The organism is Pedobacter chinensis, from assembly GCF_003339865.1.
GTDB classification, from domain to species: domain Bacteria; phylum Bacteroidota; class Bacteroidia; order Sphingobacteriales; family Sphingobacteriaceae; genus Pedobacter; species Pedobacter chinensis.
In genome coordinates this window covers 389,058-412,385 of record NZ_QPKV01000003.1, presented here as the reverse complement: position 1 = coordinate 412,385, position 23,328 = coordinate 389,058, and the positions used below count along the sequence as shown (strand labels likewise).

12 protein-coding genes are annotated in these 23,328 nt (G+C 38.9%); 4 read left to right on the top strand and 8 right to left on the bottom strand.

The annotated features are described in order from the left end of the window. Window positions 1-79: 79 nt before the first annotated feature. Complete coding sequence (locus DU508_RS07080) at window positions 80-2,212, top strand: TonB-dependent receptor (protein WP_147273598.1); 2,133 nt, start codon at window positions 80-82, stop codon at window positions 2,210-2,212. Window positions 2,213-2,219: 7 nt separating this feature from the next. Here DU508_RS07080 and DU508_RS07075 read toward each other — a convergent pair whose 3' ends face one another. After that, a complete protein-coding gene (locus DU508_RS07075; RefSeq protein WP_115402138.1) occupies window positions 2,220-3,416 on the bottom strand; it encodes an anhydro-N-acetylmuramic acid kinase in 1,197 nt (398 codons plus the stop codon). Between the two features lie 149 nt (window positions 3,417-3,565). On the opposite strand from DU508_RS07075, the gene nagB reads away from it, so the two are divergent. Together nagB and DU508_RS07065 are read left to right on the top strand one after the other, a co-directional pair. Further along, a complete protein-coding gene (gene nagB / locus DU508_RS07070; protein ID WP_115402137.1) occupies window positions 3,566-5,491 on the top strand; it encodes a glucosamine-6-phosphate deaminase in 1,926 nt (641 codons plus the stop codon). Between the two features lie 1,134 nt (window positions 5,492-6,625). Continuing rightward, window positions 6,626-8,554 carry a sialate O-acetylesterase gene (locus DU508_RS07065; RefSeq protein WP_115402136.1) on the top strand — a complete coding sequence of 643 codons (1,929 nt, stop codon included), beginning with the start codon at window positions 6,626-6,628 and terminating at the stop codon, window positions 8,552-8,554. A 43-nt stretch (window positions 8,555-8,597) separates the two neighbouring features. Here the strand turns inward: DU508_RS07065 and DU508_RS07060 are convergent, their stop codons facing one another. The 3 genes from DU508_RS07060 to DU508_RS07050 are packed head-to-tail and all read right to left on the bottom strand — an operon-like array spanning window position 8,598 to window position 15,182. After that, on the bottom strand, window positions 8,598-10,220 hold the full coding sequence (locus DU508_RS07060; RefSeq protein ID WP_115402135.1) for an endo-1,4-beta-xylanase: 1,623 nt from the start codon (window positions 10,218-10,220) through the stop codon (window positions 8,598-8,600). Window positions 10,221-10,241: 21 nt separating this feature from the next. Beyond that, window positions 10,242-12,047, bottom strand: coding sequence for a RagB/SusD family nutrient uptake outer membrane protein (locus tag DU508_RS07055; protein WP_158542135.1), 1,806 nt, complete (start codon window positions 12,045-12,047; stop codon window positions 10,242-10,244). 21 nt (window positions 12,048-12,068) lie between these two features. After that, window positions 12,069-15,182, bottom strand: coding sequence for a SusC/RagA family TonB-linked outer membrane protein (locus DU508_RS07050; protein ID WP_115402133.1), 3,114 nt, complete (start codon window positions 15,180-15,182; stop codon window positions 12,069-12,071). 250 nt (window positions 15,183-15,432) lie between these two features. Here DU508_RS07050 and uxuA point away from each other — a divergent pair, with 250 nt between their 5' ends. Next, window positions 15,433-16,602 carry a mannonate dehydratase gene (gene uxuA / locus DU508_RS07045; RefSeq protein WP_115402132.1) on the top strand — a complete coding sequence of 390 codons (1,170 nt, stop codon included), beginning with the start codon at window positions 15,433-15,435 and terminating at the stop codon, window positions 16,600-16,602. Window positions 16,603-16,606: 4 nt separating this feature from the next. Here the strand turns inward: uxuA and DU508_RS07040 are convergent, their stop codons facing one another. The 4 genes from DU508_RS07040 to DU508_RS07025 form a co-directional block, all read right to left on the bottom strand. After that, window positions 16,607-17,626 (bottom strand): LacI family DNA-binding transcriptional regulator, encoded by a 1,020-nt coding sequence (locus DU508_RS07040; protein WP_115402131.1) that lies wholly within the window; start codon window positions 17,624-17,626, stop codon window positions 16,607-16,609. 54 nt (window positions 17,627-17,680) lie between these two features. Continuing rightward, on the bottom strand, window positions 17,681-18,841 hold the full coding sequence (locus DU508_RS07035; protein ID WP_115402130.1) for an acyltransferase family protein: 1,161 nt from the start codon (window positions 18,839-18,841) through the stop codon (window positions 17,681-17,683). 492 nt (window positions 18,842-19,333) lie between these two features. Then, window positions 19,334-20,431, bottom strand: coding sequence for a glycoside hydrolase family 43 protein (locus DU508_RS07030; RefSeq protein ID WP_115402129.1), 1,098 nt, complete (start codon window positions 20,429-20,431; stop codon window positions 19,334-19,336). 29 nt (window positions 20,432-20,460) lie between these two features. Continuing rightward, window positions 20,461-23,328 (bottom strand): glycosyl hydrolase 115 family protein, encoded by a 2,868-nt coding sequence (locus DU508_RS07025; protein ID WP_115402128.1) that lies wholly within the window; start codon window positions 23,326-23,328, stop codon window positions 20,461-20,463.

Sequence of the window (23,328 nt, the reverse complement as noted above, 5' to 3'; positions counted from 1 at the left end):
TCTTACTGAAAACAATACATCTGTTGTTTACAGCAAAACGAAATTCACTGATAAAAATGGAATGCCCTACCGGGGAAACATGGTAACTTATGAAGTTAGATTAAATAATCAATTTAATGCCAAAGGCAAAGCAACAACAGATAATGATGGTGAAATTGAAATTAAATTTACTGCAGACATAAGAAATTTTAATGCCGGAGAAATCATCGCCAATATAGCCCTCACAGGAAGTCAATCGGCAAGCAAGCACATTCTAATCAATCAAATATCAAATCAAGTCGATATTCAATTTTTCCCGGAGGGAGGAAATTTACTAGAGAATATACCAACAAAGATTGCTTTTAAAGCGACTAATAATAATGGCTTAGGAGAAAATGTTTCAGTTACCATTAAGGATACTGACGGCGCCCTGATTACCGATAGTAAGGCACAACATTTAGGCATGGGAAGTTTTATACTTAACCCTCAATCAGGTCACACTTATAATGCGCTAGTGAGATTTTCTGATGGGTCTGAAAAAATATTTCCCATTGGGGGAGCGTTACCGAAAGGGTATGCCTTAGCTGTAAACAATACCGATAGCACCAAAATTGGCGTAAAAATTTTTATAAGTGAAGGGTTAGTAGCGAAAGGGGATCTTAAACTGATTGCCCAACACAATAACAAAGTGATGTTTAGCACGCAATTCAGTGCGTCTAAGCAGTTAATTTCCACAACAATCCCTAAAATTAAGCTTCCTTCTGGCATATTAACGGTAACCTTATTGGCAGAAAACAATCAACCTGTTTGTGAAAGATTGTTATTTATAAAAAATCAATTGGGGAAATTAAATATAGACCTAATGCAAACAACTAAAGGAAAAGATGCTCAAGAAAAAAAAACTTTTAAATCTTCTCTTGATGGAAAACCAGTCAGTGGAAGTTTCTCTGTTTCGATAAATAACATAACTAAGATCAAACCAGATGAATTAAATGAAAGCAACATTTTTACTGATTTATTGTTGACTTCTGATTTAGCTGGATATGTGGAGAAACCTAATTATTATTTCCTGACAGAAAGCATAGAAAGCAAGAATAACTTAGATCTTTTATTACTTACACAAGGTTGGCGGCGCTTTATATGGAAAAATTTCCTTCAAGCTAAAACAATTCCAATTACCTTTCTTCCTGAAAAATTTTTACAAATAAGCGGAACAGTTACAACGAGAACATCAAAACCAGCCGAAAAAATAAAAATACAACTTTTTTCATCATCAAAAGCTAATGGTATAATTTCTCTCGATACATTTACCGACAATCAGGGAAGGTTTAATTTTGATAAACTAACCTTTAAAGACTCTACCAGATTCATTATTAAAGCAGACTCTGAAAAAGATCAAAAATCTTTAAAAATTACACTTGACGCTAATCCGTACCAAGCAATAACAATTAATAAAAACAGTGCTGATCTGGAAATAAATGTTAATGGTAGCATGTTGCCCTATTTACAGCATAATCAAAATTATACTAAAGAATTAACCAGATTGGGTGTTTTAAAAAGCACGGTAAATCTGGAAACAGTTAATATAACTGCCACCAGGAAAACAATTACAGAATCATCAAACTACAATGGTCCTGGTGTAGCTGATGTTGTTATAGCAGAAGACGATTTAGTGACTGCCTTCGATCTCCCTAAGTGGATAGAAGGAAGGGTTATGGGGGTGATTATTAAGGATAAGATGGCTTATCTGTCAAGAAGTTCAGTTCCGGATGATATAGCAACTCCTATGCTATTAATAATTGATGGGGCACAAGTTGACCCAACTATTTTGCAGGAAATACCTCCTCAAGATGTTAAAAGCATAGAAGTATTGAAAAATGCGGCACTAACAGCAGCATATGGAGTAGACAAGGGTGTTATCATCATTACAACTAAAAAAGGAACCAGATCTTCTTACAAGAACCAAATAATGCCAGGAATTGCATCCTATAGTCCGATGGGTTATTATGTTTCCAAAGAATTTTACAGCCCAAAGTACAATCCGATGCAAAAAGATGCCAGAGATTTTCGAAGCACTATCTTTTGGAACCCTAATATTATTTCTGATAAAGAAGGCTTAGCGAGTTTTGAATATCAGGAACCTAGAGAAAAAGGGAATTACAGGGTGGTTATAGAAGGAATAGATGCTTTTGGTAATTTAGCAAGAAAGGTATATATTGATAAAGTAGATTAGACTTCAACTATTCTGGCAAACTAATTTTACCCATGCAAACAGACGGGACACCTTGCCTGTTTCCAAAATTTATAGGTTTACCGCAAAGCGTTTCATTAGCTAATACTGCAAATAGAACGGCTTCCTTCGCATCAGGATTAATACCCAAATCATCGGTGGTAAGAAAATTTGAGTTCGGGAGGTTGTTTTTTAGCAACTCTACCAAAAGTGGATTATGCATGCCCCCGCCACTCATAAAAATTTGGGCTTTTGCATCGATCCCAAAGCATTTTTTTATGGCATTTGAAATGGTGTTTGCCGAAAAATGACATAAGGTTGCCATCACATCTTCAGCGTTAATGTTTTCAGTTAATGAGCGTTTTTGAGCATTCCTCAAATAATCCAAATTAAACAACTCCGGCCCCGTGGTTTTTGGAAAACCGATTTCAAAAAAATCGCATTTTAGCAATGCTGCCAACAACTCATCATTTAGGCTGCCGGATTTCGCAACCTGTGCATTTTTATCATAAAACTGATTAAAATGTTGCTGCATGAATTGATCCATTAAAGTATTCCCCGGGCCAACATCTGTAGAAAAAATTTCAGATGCATCGAGGTTTCCTGGCAAATATGTAAAATTGGCAATGCCACCTATGTTAAGCATTACCCGATCTTCATTCTTTTTGGAGAACATTAAATAATCTCCATAAACCGCCAATGGCGCTCCCTCGCCCCCTGCGGCTAAATGTTTTTGTCTGAAATCAGAAAGCGTTATAATTCCGGTTTTAACGGCGATATGATCTCCATCTCCTATCTGCAACGTACCATTTGGATAATCGTTTAGTTTATGCAGCGATTTAGGTGCATGAAAAATGGTCTGACCATGACTTGCGATAAAATCTACATCTTCGTTTTTGTAATCCCATTCTTTTAATGCAGCATTAATTAATTCGGCATGGGTATTCGCAATGTGTTCATTCATGAGACAAACCAATTCCAGGTCAACCTGTTTTTTCGAAAAAACGGCTTTAATTTTAGATCTGAAATCATCAGTGTATTCACCGGTTTTAAAGGCCAGTATCTGTATGCTGGTGTCGGCTCCGTTTCCACTCACCTCACAAAGCGCAATATCCAATCCATCCATAGAGGTTCCGCTCATTAATCCAATAATTAAACGATGTTCCTTTTGAGCTTTAGTGTATAGGTTTTGTATTTGGATGTTCATAAGTGGTTCCTAAAAAATGATCAAACGTTTGTTTGCAGCCTTAAGTGAATTTTATATCAATACTTGCAATAAAAGTAAATAACCTTTGTTGAAAATTGGCCATAACTCTCTATATTTACTGCTCCGTACATTAAAAACCATAAAAAAAAATGGCTAGATTAAATCTACTGGAGGAGACACGCTTCGAGAAACTCCCTGTGAGCGTGTTCGAAAATCCAAAAATTGCTTCAATTAATGTGGCGCATCGAATCGCTAACCTCATTAAATCAAAACAAGCAAGCAATGCACCTGCAGTACTGGGCTTAGCAACAGGTGTAACCCCAATTGCAGTTTATTCCGAATTGGTAAGACTGCATAAAGAAGAGGGCTTAAGTTTCAGGAATGTAATTACTTTCAACTTGGATGAGTATTATCCAATGCAGCCAAATGCGGCACAAAGTTACGTTACCTTCATGAACGAAAACCTTTTCGATCATATTGACATTGATAAAAATAATGTTCACATTCCCGATGGAACACTTCCTCTTGAGGAAATCCCGGCTTTTTGTCTTGATTACGAGAAGAAGATTGGCGATTTAGGTGGGCTTGATATCCAGATTCTTGGTATCGGTCGTACAGGTCACATTGGTTTTAATGAACCTGGTTCAGCGCCAAACTCCGGAACCCGCCTGGTAACTCTTGATGATCTTACCCGCCGCGATGCAGCAAGGGATTTTGGCGGAAAAAGTTTTGTACCAACCAAAGCTATTACAATGGGGATTGGTACGATCTTCAAAGCCAGAGAGATTATATTGATGGCCTGGAGCCGTAAAAAAGCTTCTATTATTAAAAAAGCTGTTGAGGGAGAGATTTCTGGCGATGTTCCTGCTACTTTCCTTCAGCTATCAGATAATGTGGAGTTCATTCTGGATGAACCTGCAGCATCAGATTTAACTCGTTTTGATACGCCCTGGCTGGTTAAGGATTGTATCTGGACTGATGCCTTAATTCGTAAAGCAGTGATCTGGCTGGCGAACACACTTAAAAAACCAATCCTGAAATTAACAGAAGACGACTACAATAACAATGGCATGGCACAACTGGCCACTGAAAAGGGACCGGTTTATAATATCAACATCCATATTTTCAATAAATTACAGCACACCATTACAGGTTGGCCAGGCGGAAAACCAAATGCTGATGATTCTCAGCGTCCGGAAAGAGCTGAACCTGCTAAAAAACGTGTTATTATCTTTTCTCCACACCCGGATGATGATGTAATCTCAATGGGCGGTACATTCATCCGATTGGTTGATCAAAAACATGATGTTCACGTAGCTTATCAAACCTCGGGTAACACTGCTGTTTGGGATGATGATGCTTTGCGCTTCGTGGAGTTCAATGTAGATTTTACTGAGAAGATGGGCATGGATAACACACAATTGAAAGATCTTTATAACAAAATGAGGACTTTCATTGAGCAAAAGAAACCCAATCAGGTTGATACCCCGGAAATCCAGACTGTAAAAGGATTGATCAGAAAGGGAGAAGCCATTGCAGGAGCACGTTACTGCGGTTTAGAGGACGATCATATCCACTTTCAGGCGCTTCCATTCTATGAGAGTGGAAAGAACCAGAAAAACCCTGTTACCAATGCCGACATTGAACTGACGATAGAGCTTTTACAAAAAGTTAAACCTCAACAGGTTTTTGCTGCCGGCGATTTTGAGGATCCTCATGGAACACACATTGTTTGTTTCAATATCATTTTAGCTGCACTAACCCGTTTACGCAAAACCGAGGCCTGGGCGCAGGATTGTTGGTTATGGATGTATCGTGGTGCCTGGCATGAGTTTGAAACTCACGAGATTGAAATGGCAGTGCCGATCTCTCCTCAAGAGTTGGAGCGCAAAAAGTACGCAATCTTCAAACACCAGAGCCAAAAAGACAGAGCTGTTTTTCCTGGCGATGATTCAAGAGAGTTTTGGCAACGTGCCGAAGATCGCAACCGCGAAACCGCAAAAGCCTACGATGATTTAGGCCTTGCGGAGTACGAAGCGATGGAAGCTTTTGTTCGTTGGAAGTTTCCAGATTAGAATTTTTATAAAGTGAAATCCCCGCCCCAAAAAGCGGGGATTTTTTATTCAACTTGCGAAGCCTCAAAGGCAAACAGCGTGGCTGGACTTCGACAGTTTAAAAGACGTCTCCTTAAAGACTGACGAAGTTCCCTCACACACAAACCAACTTAAACTTCGTAAGCCGGAGTTGTTCAACTTGCGAAGCCTCAAAGGATAAAGAGCGTAGCAGGACTTCGACAGTTTAAAGACGTCTCCCCAAAGACTGACGAAGTTCCCTCACACAAACCAACTTAAACTTCGTAAGCCGGAGTTGTTCAACTTGCGAAGTCTCAAAGGTAAAGAGCGCTGCAAGACTTCGACAGTTTAAAGACGTCTCCCCAAAGACTGACGAAGTTCCCTCACACAAACCAACTTAAACTTCGTAAGCCGGAGTTGTTCAACTTGCGAAGTCTCAAAGGTAAAGAGCGTGGCTGGACTTCGACACTTTAAAGACGTCTCCTCAAAGACTGACGAAGTTCCCTCCCACACAAACCCACTTAAACTTCGTAAGTCGGAGTTGTTCAACTTGCGAAGTCTCAAGGCAAAGAGCGTAGCAGGACTTCGACAGTTTAAAAGACATCCCCTCAAAGACTGACGAAGTTCCCTCACACACAAACCCACTTAAACTTCGTAAGTCGGAGTTGTTCAACTTGCGAAGCCTCAAAGGCAAACAGCGTGGCTGGACTTCGACAGTTTAAAAGACATCCCCTCAAAGACTGACGAAGTTCCCTCACACACAAACCCACTTAAACTTCGTAAGCCGGAGTCCTCCAACTTGCGAAGTCTCAAAGGCAAAGAGCATGGCTGGACTTCGACAGTCTAAAAGCCATCCTCATAAAGACTGACGAAGTTCCCTCACACGCAAACCCACTTAAACTTCCTCAGTCGTTCAAATTTCGATGAAATCAACACCAAAAAATGCAACCGATTGCAGAAGTTAATTTTTTTCTTATTTTAGTGCTTCAGTATCTAACCGAATTTATAATCGCAAAATTGATTTTTTGTCTTTCCTGTTGATGATATTTTCAATTAATCTTAAGGTACAAGACGTTTCTGTAAATACCGAAGCAAAAATATAGGCATTCAAAAAAATTAACCTTATTCTTATCCATAATGAAAAAGTGGCCATTAGTTTCAATTTTATTAATAGGAAATTCTATCTGTTTTGCACAGATCAAATTCCCCAAGCTGATCAGCAACGGAATGATGCTTCAAAGAAACGACACCACCAAAGTATGGGGATGGGCTTCGCCAAATGAGCACATCTCTTTAAAATTTAATAACAAAACTTACCAAACCAATGCCAATAAAAATGGCGAGTGGGCAATTAAACTCCCACCACAAAAAGCAGGCGGTCCTTATGAGATGGTTTTTTCGGCAAAAAATACCCTAACGCTCAAGGATATCTTATTTGGCGATGTATTTCTATGCAGCGGACAATCAAACATGGAGTTGCCAATTGGCAGATTGATCGACAAATACCCGAGCGAAATTGCCAATAGCAACAATCCTAACATCAGGCAATTTTTAGTACCTGATGAATATGACTTTAAGCAGCAGAGAAAAGATTTTTCAAGTGGTTCATGGCAATTTGCTAACCCTAAAAATGTACTGGAATTTTCAGGTGTTGCTTATTTTTTTGCATTGGATATCAATAAAAAAAACAAAGTTCCGGTTGGGATTATTAATGCTGCATTAGGTGGCTCGCCCGCACAAGCCTGGATCAGTGAAGCAGCCATAAAGAACTTTCCTCAATATGAAGCTGAAGCTCAAAAATTTAAAGATGACCAGTTAATTAAGCAAATTGAAAGTGCTGATCAGGCTTTATCCAACGCCTGGTATGCCAAATTAAATTCTTCTGATGAAGGCTTAAAAAACAACTGGAAAAGCAACATAAACCACGACAGCTGGGCAGAGATGAGTATTCCTGGTTATTGGGTTGACGAACCAATGGGCAAAACCAATGGTGCAGTTTGGTTTAAAAAAGATATAATGGTTCCAAAATCAATGGTTGGAAAACCTGCTAAACTATTGCTTGGACGAATTGTTGATGCCGATTCAGTTTTCATCAACGGAGAATTTGCAGGTACAACAAGTTATCAGTATCCACCCAGAAGATACCTATTTAATGCCGGAATTTTAAAAGAAGGAAAAAATACAATAACGGTTCGGATAATTAATAATTCGGGTAACGGGGGTTTTGTATCGGATAAAGAATATTTACTGATTGCAAATAATGATACCATTAATTTAAGTGGAAAATGGAAATATAAGTTAGGCACAAAAATGGAACCTACCCCATCACAAACTTTTATCAGATGGAAAGCCGTGGGTTTGTATAATGCAATGATCGCCCCACTAAAAAATCTTAAAATAAAAGCTGCATTGTGGTATCAGGGAGAGGCCAATACCGGAAATCCAAAAGAATATTATTTTTTGATGCAAAATTTGATTGCAGATTGGAGGACTACTTTCAACGATCAAAATTTACCATTTTTATATGTGCAACTTCCTGGTTTTATGGATGCTAAAAAGAATCCAACAGAAAGTGCCTGGGCAGAATTAAGAGAACAACAACGCCGCTTACAATCTATTAAAAATACAGCAATGGCTGTTGCGATAGATTTGGGCGAATGGAATGACATTCATCCGTTAAATAAAAAAGACGTGGGAAAAAGGTTGGCCTTGCAGGCAGAACATCTTATTTATGGCAATAAAAAAGTTGTACATTCCGGTCCTACAGTCAAATCAATAATATCACAAGAAAACAAACTGGTTTTAACTTTCAATAACATTGGAAAAGGCCTCATTGCTAAAGGCAATACAGCGCTACACTACTTTTCTATTGCCGGTGTTGATCGGAAATTTGTTTGGGCCAAAGCTGAAATCAAGGGAGATAAAATTTTCGTTTCGAGTAATGATATCTTAAAACCTGTTTATGTCCGTTACGCCTGGGCAGATAATCCTGAAGGAGCAAATTTATATAACAGCGCAGGTTTACCCGCTTCACCTTTTGAAGTGGCGATAAATAAAAAACCCTGATTTTTTTCAAAACCAGGGTTGCGCTAAAATTAAAATAAATATACTATTGTCCTTTTAAAGCCTGCAACATACCTGCGTATGCGGGCTTTTTACCATAATCCTTTTTAAACAATAACGGTGCATCATTTTTCTTTTGATTTACCACAATCCAGCTGTCTGCGTCAGTTACTCCCCAAACGGTAATGCCATGTTGTTGTGCGGCAGGCACGTTCTGAAGATAAGATTTAACAACATAGTTGTACATGTTGGCCTGAAGCGTTTGTAAGGTAGGAGAAGCAGCTACATCGCCAACCTTTTCAGCAGGATTTAAGCGCACATCTAATTCCGAAATACGAACTTTTAATCCTGTTGAGGCCAGTTTTTTAAACATGTTATCAATATCGGCATATTTAGTATTGATATTACAGTGCATTTGTGTACCTACACCATGAATTGGAACTCCTGCTGTTTTCAACTCATTAATTAAGTTAACAAGCGCATTTAATTTCGCAGTGCTCGATTCCAGGTTGTAATCATTAATAAAAAGTAAAGCAGTAGGATCAATCTGGTTTGCATAGGTAAAGGTATTTTTAATATAATCTTTACCTAAATATTGTCCCCAGTAAAACGTATCGCTTGGCTCGCTTGCCGAATCATAAGGACCTACACGTAAGGTACCATCATCCCTAAGGCATTCATTAACTGCATCCCAGGCATGCACCTTATCTTTATAATGCGTTACCATGCCTTGTACAAAAGTTTTTAAGGCGGCATCTACCTTAGTGGCTATTTCGGCACCTGTAGGAGGTGTACCCAATGCCGCATCTACGACACTTACATCATCAATATAATAAGTATTCGCCTTTAAACCCATATCAAAAAGGATTCTTGTTGCAGACTCTCTAGCAGTAAAAGTCCAGGTTATCTGTTGCCAATCTGTACCAATGGTTTGGTCACCCTGATAAGAAGCTGTAGGTGCGGTAGACAAACGCATTGAACCACCACCAGCGGTAGCTTTTATCCAAAATGAAACCTTGTAGTCTGAACCAGTTGTTGTATTAAATAAATCGCTTGCCATTTGAACTCTCCACTGTCCACCTGCATTATCTGTAGGGTTTACTACTTTTAGAGATCTTGAACCTCCATGTACTTCAGCAGCCGTAGTCCCGGCACTAAAAGAGGAAGCCCCATTATAAGCACTCCAATTCGTAAAACTGGCCCCGCTACCAAGTTCAAAACCAGGATTTGCCAGCAAGTTTGGTGCTGCTGCTGTTGATCCTCCACTAAGTGTGCGAAGATAGGCTCCATTATTATTTTGATGCCAGGCCAAAACATGTCCAAAAATTGAAATGCCAGCATCACTAACAGTTTTTACCATTTCATCGGTTTTGGTGAAATTAAGCGTCCCATCCGATTGAACTATGGCTCCGTGTTTCATTTGATAGGCAAATGTAACACTATTTGCTTCTCGAAAAATAGTATTTCTATAAGTTGAATTGTTTTTTAATAAATCGTATTCAATTGCAATTCCAACAGGAAAAGAGGCAGCAGATTTCAATACGCCCGTTGAATCTGAAAAGGGCGATGTTAAAGTGCTGTTTGCACCATTGTAAATATCTTTTTTACAAGATGATACCCATACTACTGTACCCAGTAATAAAGCGGATATGATATGTTGTTTCTTCATCTTTATTTATTGTTTAATGGGTTAGTAACCTGGGTTTTGATACCTTGCTCTGTCAGCATCTGTAACACTGTTAATTTGGCTTTGAGGTATTGGGCGTAAATTGTGATAATTTTGCACATTAGGCGCACCATCAACATTGTAAGCTTTTACGCGTTCTACCAATTTATTTCGCATGGCTAAATCCGGCCAACGTAAACTTTCTCCGCAAAGTTCTCTGGTCCTTTCGTCTAAAATAAAATCAAGAGTTACTTGTCCCACAGAAATTAACATTGCATTCTGTCTGGCTGTTAGTGTAGCATCACTTAAACCTGGTCTGTAAGCGGCTCTTCTTCTAATCTCATTTAACAAAGGAACTGCATCGGCAGGATGTCCGTCTTGTAAAGCAGCTTCAGCAGCCAGCAAATAAACTTCAGAAAATTTACTAACAATAAACGGACGGCCAGAAACATCATTAAAGTTGTTTCTTACACTATCATCATACTTTTTAAGATTTGGATAAAGGTTATTTGTTGTATTTTGATTGGTATAATATTCGGATGGTCCCAATACTTTATATTTTTTACCTGCTGCTCTTAAAGCTATCGCATTGGCATCGGTAGGTGCTAAAAATATAGCCGTATCGCCAATCTTTAATCCCTGAGCAGCAAGATTGTTTCTAAACGTTTCTAAATCAGCTCCTGTTCTTAAAGTCGAGATTTTCCAAACGGTTCTGAAAGTGTTATGATAGCGGCTATCATTTGTTTTATCAGCAAAAGCAGTGTTCCAAATCCATGGTGTAGGAGCAAAACGACGTAATGGACGACCGTAAGGTAATGGTCTGTCATCAATTAAAGATACCCCTCCAATAACTGCAGCACCCTGGTAGTTACAGTTAAAAAAGTTATTCGCGATGTTAACCTTTCCTGTAAAGTCGCTACCCGGGTTAGGCGTTTCGTTATTTAGGTTGTTAAGTGGTAAACGTTCAACTGAATATAAAATCTCTCTGTTGTAATCATTACCTTGTTTATGCACCATGCCGAAATCCTGTAATAATTCTACCCCGTATTTTGATTTGTTATTAATCAGCTCCATAGCGGTTTCGTATGCATTTTTAAAATCGGTTGATTGTTTTACCGAAGAGTATGCCCTGAACAGATATACTTTTGACAGCAGAGACAAAGCTGCAGATTGTGATAGTTTAAAAGCATTTGCAGGCCGTTGAACTGGTAAATTCTGAGATGCAAAAATTAAATCTTCAATCATTGCGTTATAATCCTTTGCCAATACATCATTTAAAGGGAAACGGTTAAAGCCATAATAAGCAACATCAGTAAATACTAAATCTCCCGAACCTAAATCAACCGGTACAGCACCAAACTGTTGCACAAGCAACAAATAATTTAAAGCTCTTAAAAAACGTGCTTCTCCCATGATTACATTTTTGGCAGTTGCATTCATATCTACACTTGGAGCGTATTGCAATATGGCTGCACACAAATTAATGCTTGAATAATTACGGTTCCACGGGGTTAAAATAGCGCCGTTGGTAGCCGCAAGCTTATAGGTTCCAAGTTCTAAAAAATTATTTTCCTGTCCGGTAAGCACCTGATCCCCAAAGGTCCACTCATCTGTGCCCATATTCATTAAACCCAATGCACCATTCGGGCCATAATCATAACGCATACCAGCATAAACAGAATTGATTGCTGCTTGCAAACCATCAGCAGATTTAAAATAATCGGTGGTAAAAGCCGTGTACGGGCGTTCTTCTAATGCTTTTTTACAGCCCGCTGTAAATAAGATTACAGCAAATAAAACAATGGCTGTTATTTTTAATTTGATTTTCATGATCATCATTTTATTGCGTGATTATAAATTAATATTTAACCCTAACAGAAATGATCTTGTTGAAGGTACAGTAGCACTAATGGTTAATGCTCTGGTTGACAAATTATTCGGATTGCTCACCCCCTGATTACCTGTACCCGTAGGCTCAGGATCTACACCTCCTGCTTTAACATATGGAGAAAACAGGATAAAAGGATTTTGTGCAGTAGCATATACTCTTAGAGATTGTACGCCCATTCTTTTAGTAAGAGAAGGAGAGAATGTATACCCCAGGTTCATACTTCTAATTTTCACAAAACTTGCATCATAATAACCTAAAGTAGACCAGGCATCATTTTGTGGACTGATTTGTGCAGCGGGCATCGGGAAAGAATTGGTTGGGTTAGTTGGTGTCCAGTAATCGACAGCTAATCCATTTCTAACACCATTGTTAATGGTTAAATAACCTGCCAGCGTTTGATGCGTTTGACTCACTAATGTTCCGCCGATACGTGCATAAGCTACAAAAGAGAAATCAAATCCTTTGTAAGAAAAACGGTTGGTAATACCACCTTGTATTTTTGCCTGACCGCTACCTACAAATGTTTTATCATTTTGATCGATCTTTCCATCTGGTTGGCCTGTTAAATTTCCACTGGCATCTATGCCATTATTATCTTCTAATTTGATTTGACCTGGTACAGCTCCATATCTTGCTGCTTCTGCAGCTTCGTTTATTTGCCAGATTCCTAATTTCTTATAGTCGAATATTACAGATAATGGTTGACCAATAAATAATTGACTTTCGATTACCCGATCAACATTGCCATTGATTTTTAACAACTTATTTCTATTGATAAAGAAGTTTAAATCGGTACTCCAGGTAAAACCACCTGTTGTTTTAATGTTCAGGCTTGATACAGAAAATTCAAATCCTTTATTGCTTACTTCTCCAACATTGGTTAAATATGTGCCTTCTATCCCCGAAGTTGGAGGAAGACTTACACCATATAATAATTTATTGGTATGTGCGGTGTACCAATCAATTGCACCGGTAATGCGGTTATCAAGCAAGCCAAAATCCAATCCAAGATTTGTTGTTCTGGTATATTCCCAATCTAAATTCGGATCAACAATTCTGGAGATATAATAACCCGCAACCGATGAGGTTCCGTAATTATACCGTACAGGTTGGGCAGCGGTTCCGTTTGATACTCCTCCAAGCGTGCTGTACACATCAATGGCCTGGTTAGAGGTGGTACCAAAACCAGCTCTCAATTTCAGGTTCGATACCGTTTTCAAATTACTCATAAATTCTTCATTGCTGATGTTCCATCCTGCCGAAACTGCCGGATATTGTTTGTATTTATTGCCTACACCTAAACGTGACGAACCATCTATACGCCCGGTAACAGTTAACATATACTTATCATTGAACACATAATTGGCACGAAGCATATAAGATATAATCGTAGCTGTTGATTCGCTTCCTCCTAATACTGCATATGGCGTACTGTTTGATTGCCCTAAGTTGTAAAACTGGACAAAATCAGCTGAGATTGAATCTTTAGATACGGAAGTATTATGAAATTGATCGCGTTGAAAACTATATAACCCTGTAACCGTAACGCGGTGTTTTTTGGCAAAGGTTTTATCATAGGTTAATAGGTTTTCTAAAGTATAACTGGTAGAAACCGAATTGTTAACTGAAGCGGTATTTCCCAATCCTGGTCTAAAATAGCTATTGGTACCTCTAAATTGATCTCCCTCTTGCTGACTGAAGTTCAAACCCGCATTTAAACGGTATTTCAATCCATCAATAATTTCAACCTCTCCAAATAAACTGTTAAAGGTATTAAAACGTCTTACCCTATCCACCCAGCTATCATTTTTATCTTTAATTAATAATGGGCTATATGTGGTGTTAAAATCATCTATATTTCCGGCAGGTTTCACATTAATTGATCCATCTGGATTATATGGCGATGATAAAGGGCTTAATGATAAAATTGGAAACACATTAATACCAAACTGAGAGCCATTAGTAATATTATAATTAGTTAAATTGGTAAAACCTGCTTTTACCCGTTTGCCTATCCTAAAATCACCCGAACCCTTAATGGAACCGCGGGAAAAATCCTGATTAGGTAAAACAGAAGTCTGTTTAAAATAACCGCCACCAAAAGAAAACTGGCCTTTTTCCCCACCACCACTTATGGTAATGTTATTATCGGTTATAAAACCTTTTTGATACATTAAATCCTGCCAATCTGTATTTCTACCAGTCGCTATGCCCTGAAGTTCGTCTGCAGTATACCCCTGTACAAAGGTAGAGATATCGCGCATGGCCCTATATTGGTCAGCATTGTAAACAGGATATTTATTGATCACATCGCTAATACCATAATAGGTGTTGAATGAAACGCGTGTATCTCCTGTAACGCCTCTTTTTGTGGTTACCAGAATTACCCCATTCGCTCCCCTTGAACCGTAAATAGCTGTTGCTGAAGCATCTTTCAAGATATCAACCGAGGCAATATCTCCGGGGTTAATGTCGTTCAATGAGCCGGCATACGGTATTCCATCCAAAACAATCAAAGGATTATTGGAAGCATTTATTGAACGTTCACCACGGATACGGATTTGAGCATCAGAACCCGGACGGGTACCAACAGTTTGCACCTCCACACCGGCAGCTCGCCCCTGTAAAGCTTGCTGTATGTTTGCCGTTGGCACTTCTCTTAGTGTATTACCACTTACCGATACAACCGAGCCGGTTACATCACGCCGTTTTTGCGTACCATAACCGATTACCACAACTTCATTCAGATTTTTTGAATCGGGAGTCAAGGTAACGTTGTAAGTGGAAACTCCGTTTTTGATCTCTATCTCCTGCGATGGATAACCAATAAAGGATATGATCAGCGCCATCTCATTTTCAGGAGCACTGATGGTAAAACTTCCATCATCACCAGCAACTGTAGATTTTCCGGAAATCTTGAGTTTAATACCTGCTCCAGGCAAGGGCAGATTTTTTTCATCTAATACTTTTCCCTTTAAAATTTTTTGGGCAAACAGCAATGTTGGGGTCAGGCCTAATAGAAGTATTAGCATAACCATACGCTGCAAAAAGATTTTTTGTCTAGGTTTTCTCATAAAAGGTTCAATTTAATTAACAGTCATTAGCTGTGTTTTAAATAACCTTAAGATTCTATTCACCTGTTTTGAAGTGGCGAATGGAGCTTAAGTATATTTGGTTATGATAAAAGTAGAAATTAAAAAACGAATTTGCAACCGATTGCATAAAATATTTTTTAATTTATTTTAAATAGCGATTAAATCGGCAAAAATGGCGTACTTTTATCCTGTACCGATTGCATAATATAAAAATCAATCTTTATAAAATATGAAAATGATACAAACCATGCGCTGGTATGGGCCCGGCGATATTGTTAGCTTGGCAGATATAAAACAAGCTGGCTGCACAGGTGTGGTTACTGCACTGCACCATATACTTGTTGGAGAAATATGGACTGTCGATGAAATAGAAAAAAGAAAACAGGAAATAGAAAAATCTGGCATGAGCTGGAGTGTGGTAGAAAGTTTACCTGTACATGAGGATATAAAAAAGCGGGCAGGCAATTACAAAACCTGGATAGAAAATTACAAAATCAGTTTAGTTAATCTGGCCATTTGTGGAATTAAAGTAATTACTTACAATTTTATGCCGGTACTGGATTGGATGCGCACCAACCTGAAGTATGAAACCAGCACCGGCGCTTTAGCCCTACGCTTTGAAAAAACTGCTTTTATTGCATTTGATTTGTTTTTATTAAAAAGACCCGATGCTGGGCTTGATTACTCAAAAGAAGAAATAGAAAAAGCAACTCATTATTTCACTAATTTAACAGATGAAGATAAAAAAACGTTAATGGGGAATTGCCTGCAGGGTTTGCCGGGAAGCAAAGATCATTTTACACCCGGGCAGGTGCTTTCGCTGCTTGATGGTTTTAAAGGCATAACAGCAGAGGTATTAAGAGATAACCTCACCCAGTTTCTATCAGAGATTACACCCGTTGCCGATGAACATGAAATGCAAATGGCCATCCATCCGGATGATCCGCCCTATCCTATCCTGGGTTTACCAAGAATCATGAGCACAGAAGCAGATGCCCGATATATTATAGATAAAGTACCGGCTAAATCAAATGGTTTTTGTTTTTGCAGCGGGTCATTTGGCGCAAGACCAGATAATGACCTGCCAGGGATGATTAAACGGTTAGGTTCAAGAATATATTTCCTGCACTTAAGGAGTACGCAACGGGATAAAGACGGAAATTTCTTCGAAGCCAACCACCTTGAAGGCGACGCCGATATGTACACACTGGTAAAGGAAGCCGTAAAATTAATGCATGCCGAGAACCGGGAAATTCCAATGAGACCTGACCACGGTCATCAGATGTTGGATGATTTAGCTAAAAACCCTTATCCTGGTTATTCGGCCATTGGACGATTAAAAGGCCTGGCAGAAATACGTGGCCTGGAAATGGGAATCAGCAAAACGCTTTTCGGTTGATATATCAAGGCAATTTACCTGTAGATTGCCTTTCCACAACCGTTGGATCGAGCACAATATGTTCAATCTTTTTATAAGGACTTTCCTGATGAACCATCTTCAAGAACATCTTAGCGCATTCCCTCCCTATTTGTGAAGGATGCTGATCTATTGTTGAGAGATTCGGAGTAATATATGCTGAAAAAGCTTCATTGGCAAAACCGATCACCCCAACTTCAGGAGGAGTTTCATCAATTTCTTTAAGTTTTTTAATTACGCCCAAAGCGGTAAAGTCATCACCGGCCACTATTGCATCTGGCTTATTTGCACTACGCATTAATTTACCTGCACCAAACCGGCCGTCTTTAATGGATAAGCCACCAAAGATGATGTGTTCATCAATTACCGGCAGATCGTTATCGGCCAAAGCTGCTTTATAACCCTTTAACCTATCATTAAAAATCTTGATTTGATGAACAGTTGTAACAAATGCAATCTTTTTATAACCACGGTCAATCAGGTGCTGCGTTGCCAAATAGCCAGCTCTAAAATCATCAAGCGTTATTGTTGGCACGGCTAAATCATCATGAACACGATCAAAGAGAATTAATGGTTTATTCTGTTTTATAATTTCTGCAAAGTGAGATACATCTTGCGTTTCTAGTGACATTGACGCCATAATTCCGTCAACCTGAGCCTCAAGTAAAGTTCTTACTCCGTTGATTTCATTTTCAACTGACTCATTAGATTGGTAAATGATTACCCTATAGCCACTGTCTTTCAACCCATCTTCAATACAATGTATAATTGAGGCAAAAAAATGTGCCTGAACACTGGGTACAATCACACCAATGATATGGGTTTTACCCGATTTTAATGCTGATGCTAACTTATTCGGACTATAATTTAATTTTCTTGCCGTTTCTATAACCGCTTTTTTAGTTGCATCACTTATTGCAGGAAAACCACTTAAAGCTCTTGATACAGTTGAAACTGTAATGTTGAGCTCTTTAGCAATATCGTATATAGTCGTTTTCTTCTTCAAAATTAAATGTATAGAGATAGATTAGTTCAACCGATTGTTCTGGCAATTTAACAATTAAACTTTAATGATGATATTCTTTTTATACATGATGTACAGTAGCACATAAAAACCAAGCACATAACTGATCGCCCAAACGAGCGAAGCATTTATTGGAGAGAAAAATGGTGTGTAGCAGGTTTTATAAAATTTCTCCAGCAAGGCTGTTTTCGTTCCATCTGCATTGGTAAACTTAATTAAGTTTAAAACCCTCGGCATTAAACCGGCCAGAAAAAAAACAGTAATGGCGTTTACACCATAAACAACAAACGGGGTGGTTATTTTTTTATAACCCTGAACATCTATTAGCCAATAACAAAGTGCCAAACCAACTGATGCTAAGCCGCCTGCATACAAAACATATGAGCTTGTCCATAAAGCTTTATTTATTGGAAATTGAAGATCCCATAGTAAGCCTAAAATGACAGCACCTATGCCCGCAGTAAACAACCAGGCCACTTTAGTTGGATTATCCACGTCTTTTCTTCGCATCCAGATTCCAGCCAAAATACCAAACAAACAGGTACCAATTGCCGGCAATGTACTTAAAACACCTTCAGGATCCCAGGTTTTAGCAGCGGCCCAGGTATGTGATTCTGTTAAAATTCCACGATCTATCCAGGCGGCAAGGTTGGTTTCTTTTTCCATATTTGCATAACCAACTCCAGGAACCGGAACAAAAGTCATCAATGCCCAATAAACCGCCAGGATGATAATGAACACTCTGAAAATTGTTTTACCAGAGCACTTTAAGAAAATGATGCTGCTGATGATAAACACAATCCCAATGCGCTGAAGCACACCTAATAAGCGAACGGTTTGAAAGGCTTCGAGCAAACTTTTCCCATCGATGATCACTCCCATGATTTTACCAAAAATTGCCAGGAAAAATCCAAGCAAATAAAGAATAACGCCTCGTTTAATGGCCCTAAGTATGGTTGTTCCATGTGTGGATGGATTGGCTTTACTACTGCTCATGGCAAAAGCAATTGAAACACCAACAATCCAAAGAAAGAATGGAAAAATCAAATCAGTAGGTGTGCAGCCATTCCATTCTGCATGTTCTAAAGGTGCATAAATATGACCCCAACTGCCCGGATTATTAACCAATATCATTGCTGCTACAGTTAATCCTCTAAAAAAATCAAGTGAAAGAAGACGTTGTTTTGGTTCGGTCATGTTTAGGGCTTGGTTTAGCGAACTAATTTAAAGTTTTGTTTTTATAAAGAGAAATAATTGATTTGGATGAGTATTAAAGTTAGCCGGGGTTTGCAAACCTCGATTAGCAGATAAACTTTGAAACTTTCGAAGTCGCACCGCCCGCAAACCCTTTGAGACTTCGCAAGTTGGACTGACTTACGAAGTTTGATCGGAAAGCGTGTGAGCAAAACTTCGTCAGTCTTTAAAGAACTTCCTTTTCCAAATCCCGCCTATCGGAACATCTTTCCAAACCAACAAAACTTGCGAAGTCGCACCGCCTGCAAACCCTTTGAGACTTCGCAAGTTGGACTGACTTACGAAGTTTGATCGGAAAGCGTGTGAGCAAAACTTCGTCAGCCTTTAAAGAACTTCCTTTTCCAAATCCCGCCTATCGGAACATCTTTCAAAACCAACAAAACTTGCGAAGTCGCACCGCCCGCAAACCCTTTGAGACTTCGCAAGTTGGAATAATTACTTTTTCATTGGTTCAATTAAAGCAATCGTACCATCGGCATTATGCGTAAGTTCTGTTACCTTGATATTTCTTAAATGTGTTTTACCCGAAAGTTGTGTATCGTGATAAAAAATATACCATTTACCTTTAATTTCGATAATGGAATGATGAGTGGTCCAACCTTCAACAGGATTCATAAACGTTCCCTGATATTTGAAAGGACCGTAAGGACTATCACCTATTGCCGAAGCCAGCAAATGTGTATCGCCTGTAGAATAGGTAAAATAATATTTCCCATTGTACTTATGCATCCAGGCTCCTTCAAAGAAACGGCGATCATGATCTTTTGTTAACAATGGCTTACCATTTTCATCCAAAATCACTACATCTTTTACAGGCTCATCAAAGCCTAACATGTTTTGACTCAACCTGACAACTTTGGCGGTTAAAGCTGATTCATTTTCTTTTTGCGAATCTGTTTTAGAACCATTTGCATCATATTTTCCATTATTCCAGCGCTGTAACTGGCCGCCCCAGATCCCCCCATAGTACATATATGTTGAACCATCAGTATCTGTAAAAACCGCCGGATCAATGCTGAAACTTCCTTCAATTGGCTTAGGCTCTGCTTTAAACGGACCAGCCGGATTTTTAGAAGTTGCCACCCCTATTCTAAAAACATCATTTTTATCCTTCACAGGAAAATATAAATAGTAGGTTCCATTTTTAAAAGCTGCATCAGGCGCCCAAAGCTGACGGCCAGCCCAGGGAATATCCTTCACGCTCAAAGCCACACCATGATCCGTTACTTTGCCGTTGATGCTATCCATACTTAAAACATGATAATCCCGCATGTCAAAATGATCTCCATTATCATTTTCAGGTGTTCCAGCTTCAATATCGTGCGATGGATAGATGTAGATCTTGCCATCAAAAACATGTGCTGATGGATCAGCAGTATAAATTTCGCTGATCAAAGGCTGCGATAAATATTTTGATTTCTTACTCGTATCGCTGGTTTCGGCATTGGTGTTTTTAGCATTTTGCTGACAGGAACTGGTTGATGCAACCCCTACAATCAGTCCTAATCCAAATAGTTTTTTAAAATTGTTCATCTTATTTTCAGGTTATAAATGGTTAAAGTTTATTTTACTTCACTAACAAAAGTTTCCGGAGGACCCAGGAAACTGGGCTTTAAACCACCAAGATCAAGCACCAGTTTTTGCAATACCACTCCTGGACTGATCATCCAATATTTGATGGTATGCTTGCCCGTGTTATTAAATTTTATTGGAGTTTTAAATATCTTTATATTGTCGGCAACTGATCTTCGCCATGCATTTTCTGTTTTATAATCAGTACTGATATTTACAATGACAGGCGGCTCATCATCAATAGAGACGGCAAATTTCAATCCTTCGCCATTGGCAAAATCAATGGTTGGTGATATGAAACTATTTAAGTTGAATGATCCGGTTTCATTCAGGTAAATATCATATTCTAAATGAGGAGTATTGGTACTGAGGGTTTGGACAGGTGAAGTAACCGGAACAGGAATTACACCTCCGGACGTTTTACCATAATTTGGAATGATTCTCCAAAATACCGGGCGGTTGTTTATTGCACGGTTATAACTTGGTGCTTCCATAGAAATGTAACCATTTTGAGGCACAAAGGCATTGATTTTTTGATCGGCCAATCTGGTATTATCCAAATGAACCAGTACTGAAATTTTTGAGCCATCGCTTCCGGAAACATTTATGATGGTTTGTGATTTTCCCTTAGGGGCTTTTGCCCAATCTATACTCAAAAAGATCCTTTGCTCATGGCTTACTTCGCCTTTCGGAAAATCGACTATTACATAAGCCGGGGCCTTGATTTGATAACTAAAAGAGCCTTTTGCTTTATTAAACAACTCAAAATAACGAGGCTTGTTAGTATAAAAATCAAAAGTTGGCAGGGCAATATCAGCTTTTTCTTTGCCTGTCCATGAAGAATCACTACCCTCAACGGCCAGCCCCATTTGAGCTTTGTTCAGGTTACCTGTAAGGGTCAGAATTACCGTGTTTGGGATAGAATTTTTTTCTGGCTGCTGCCAATAAGTATAACCAATATGGGTTTGATCCATCATGTGATCCCACTTACCACCAGCCATTATTTTGTTGTAATAATTGGTTATTTCTTCATCACGCTTGTACAATTGCGAAACTTTATCGGCTATGGCGTTTGTGGCAAAACGCCCCTGTTTAGCATAAAGTTTATTCTTGGCCACATGATAATAAAGATCATAAAGATTTGCACTTGCCTCAACAGGATGCATGACCAATTGATAGTAAGCATCTTTTTGCTCTGCAGGAACCTGATTATAAATAAACCTGGCCTTTTCCTCTAAATTTCTATAATCGGTTACTACATTTTCGAACTCGTTGTAGTGCGTTAAACTGTAAATACTATCTGTTAATAACTCGGGCTTTATGCGGCCATTGTATTTGGAATATTGATCTAGTATATCACCTGTTTCAGCAGCATATGTTTTTCCAAACTGTTGTTTGGCCCAATTGATGGTGTATTGTTTTAATTTTTCTGCAGGAATGGCATCGGGTGCCCAGGCATAATCCAGGAAAAAAGATATCGGAAATTCCATAGGTTTTAAATCTCCCACGTTTACTATCCAGATTTGATTGGCATTGTATTCATAGGCAAGATTCATTTGCTCCCAGATTTTTTGAATCGGGTTGGTGTTGATCCACTTGTAATTACGTGGATCACCAACATAATCGAAATGATAGTAAATGCCGTAACCACCCTTTCTTGGCGCTTCATTTAACTTTGGAAGTTTCCTGATGTTTCCCCAATTATCATCGCAAAGCAACAGCGTGATGTCATCAGGAACACGCATTCCTTTATCGTAATAAGCCTGAACTTCTTTATAAAGCGCCCAAAGTTGTGGAGTTTCTGATGCAGGTTTTTGCGTTACTTTTTCAATAATCGCCCGCTGATCTTTCACGATTTTTTCAAGCAATGCAGTAGCAGTTCCTTCAGTCATAGGTTCATCGCCATCACCACGCATGCCAACGGTTATAATTTGTTCTTTATCTGACACGCGTTTGAAACCACTTTCCCAAAATTCTCTCAACTGCTCCGGGTTTTGATCATAGTTCCATTTACCACCTTTGTATCTTTTCCATTCATCATGTGCTCTGGTTAATGGCTCATGATGCGAAGTTCCAATCACAACGCCATATTCATCCGCTAAAACAGGATTCATTTTATCATCATCATTAAAAGCACTTCCCCACATGGCCGGCCATAAATAATTACCTTTCAAGCGAAGAATGAGTTCAAAAACCTGCTCATAAAACTTGCTGTTAAATCCTCCAAATTCTTTTTTGCTCCAACCTGATAAAGCCGGCGCTTCATCATTCAGAAAAATCCCTCTGTATTTCACAGCAGGTGATGAAATCACGTGTCTTCCGGAAATAGCGAATAAAGCATTGTTCTTTTTTACCGGAACATCAGCCCAGTAGTACCAGGGCGAAACACCGATTTGGCTGGAAAGCTCGTACACACCATAAATTGTTCCGCGTTTATCGCTCCCCGCAATTACCAAAGCAGAATCTACCCCGGAAACCGGATTTTTGATTACCTCAATTAATGTGCTTTCCCAATTTCCTGCAATGCCACCAACATTAATTTTATTGTTTCTGATCAACTCATCAATGATGGTACTCTTACCAATTGTACCGATAATAATAACCATCCCCGATGCTTTATCAATAGAGAAACCCGGATTAATTCCTGTCACTTTTTGTAAGTCGACCTGAAGGTTTTTAGCTGCCCTTACTACCCCTGGCCATTCGTTTCCACTAACCAGAATAGATGAAACCCGGCCTTTACTTGATATAGAAAAACTGCCGTTAACAAAAGTGTTTGATACAAATGGGTCGGCAGCAGCGGCCAGACAAATGGTTTTGAAACCTAGCAATACGATAAGGAGAATGAGTTTCTTCAT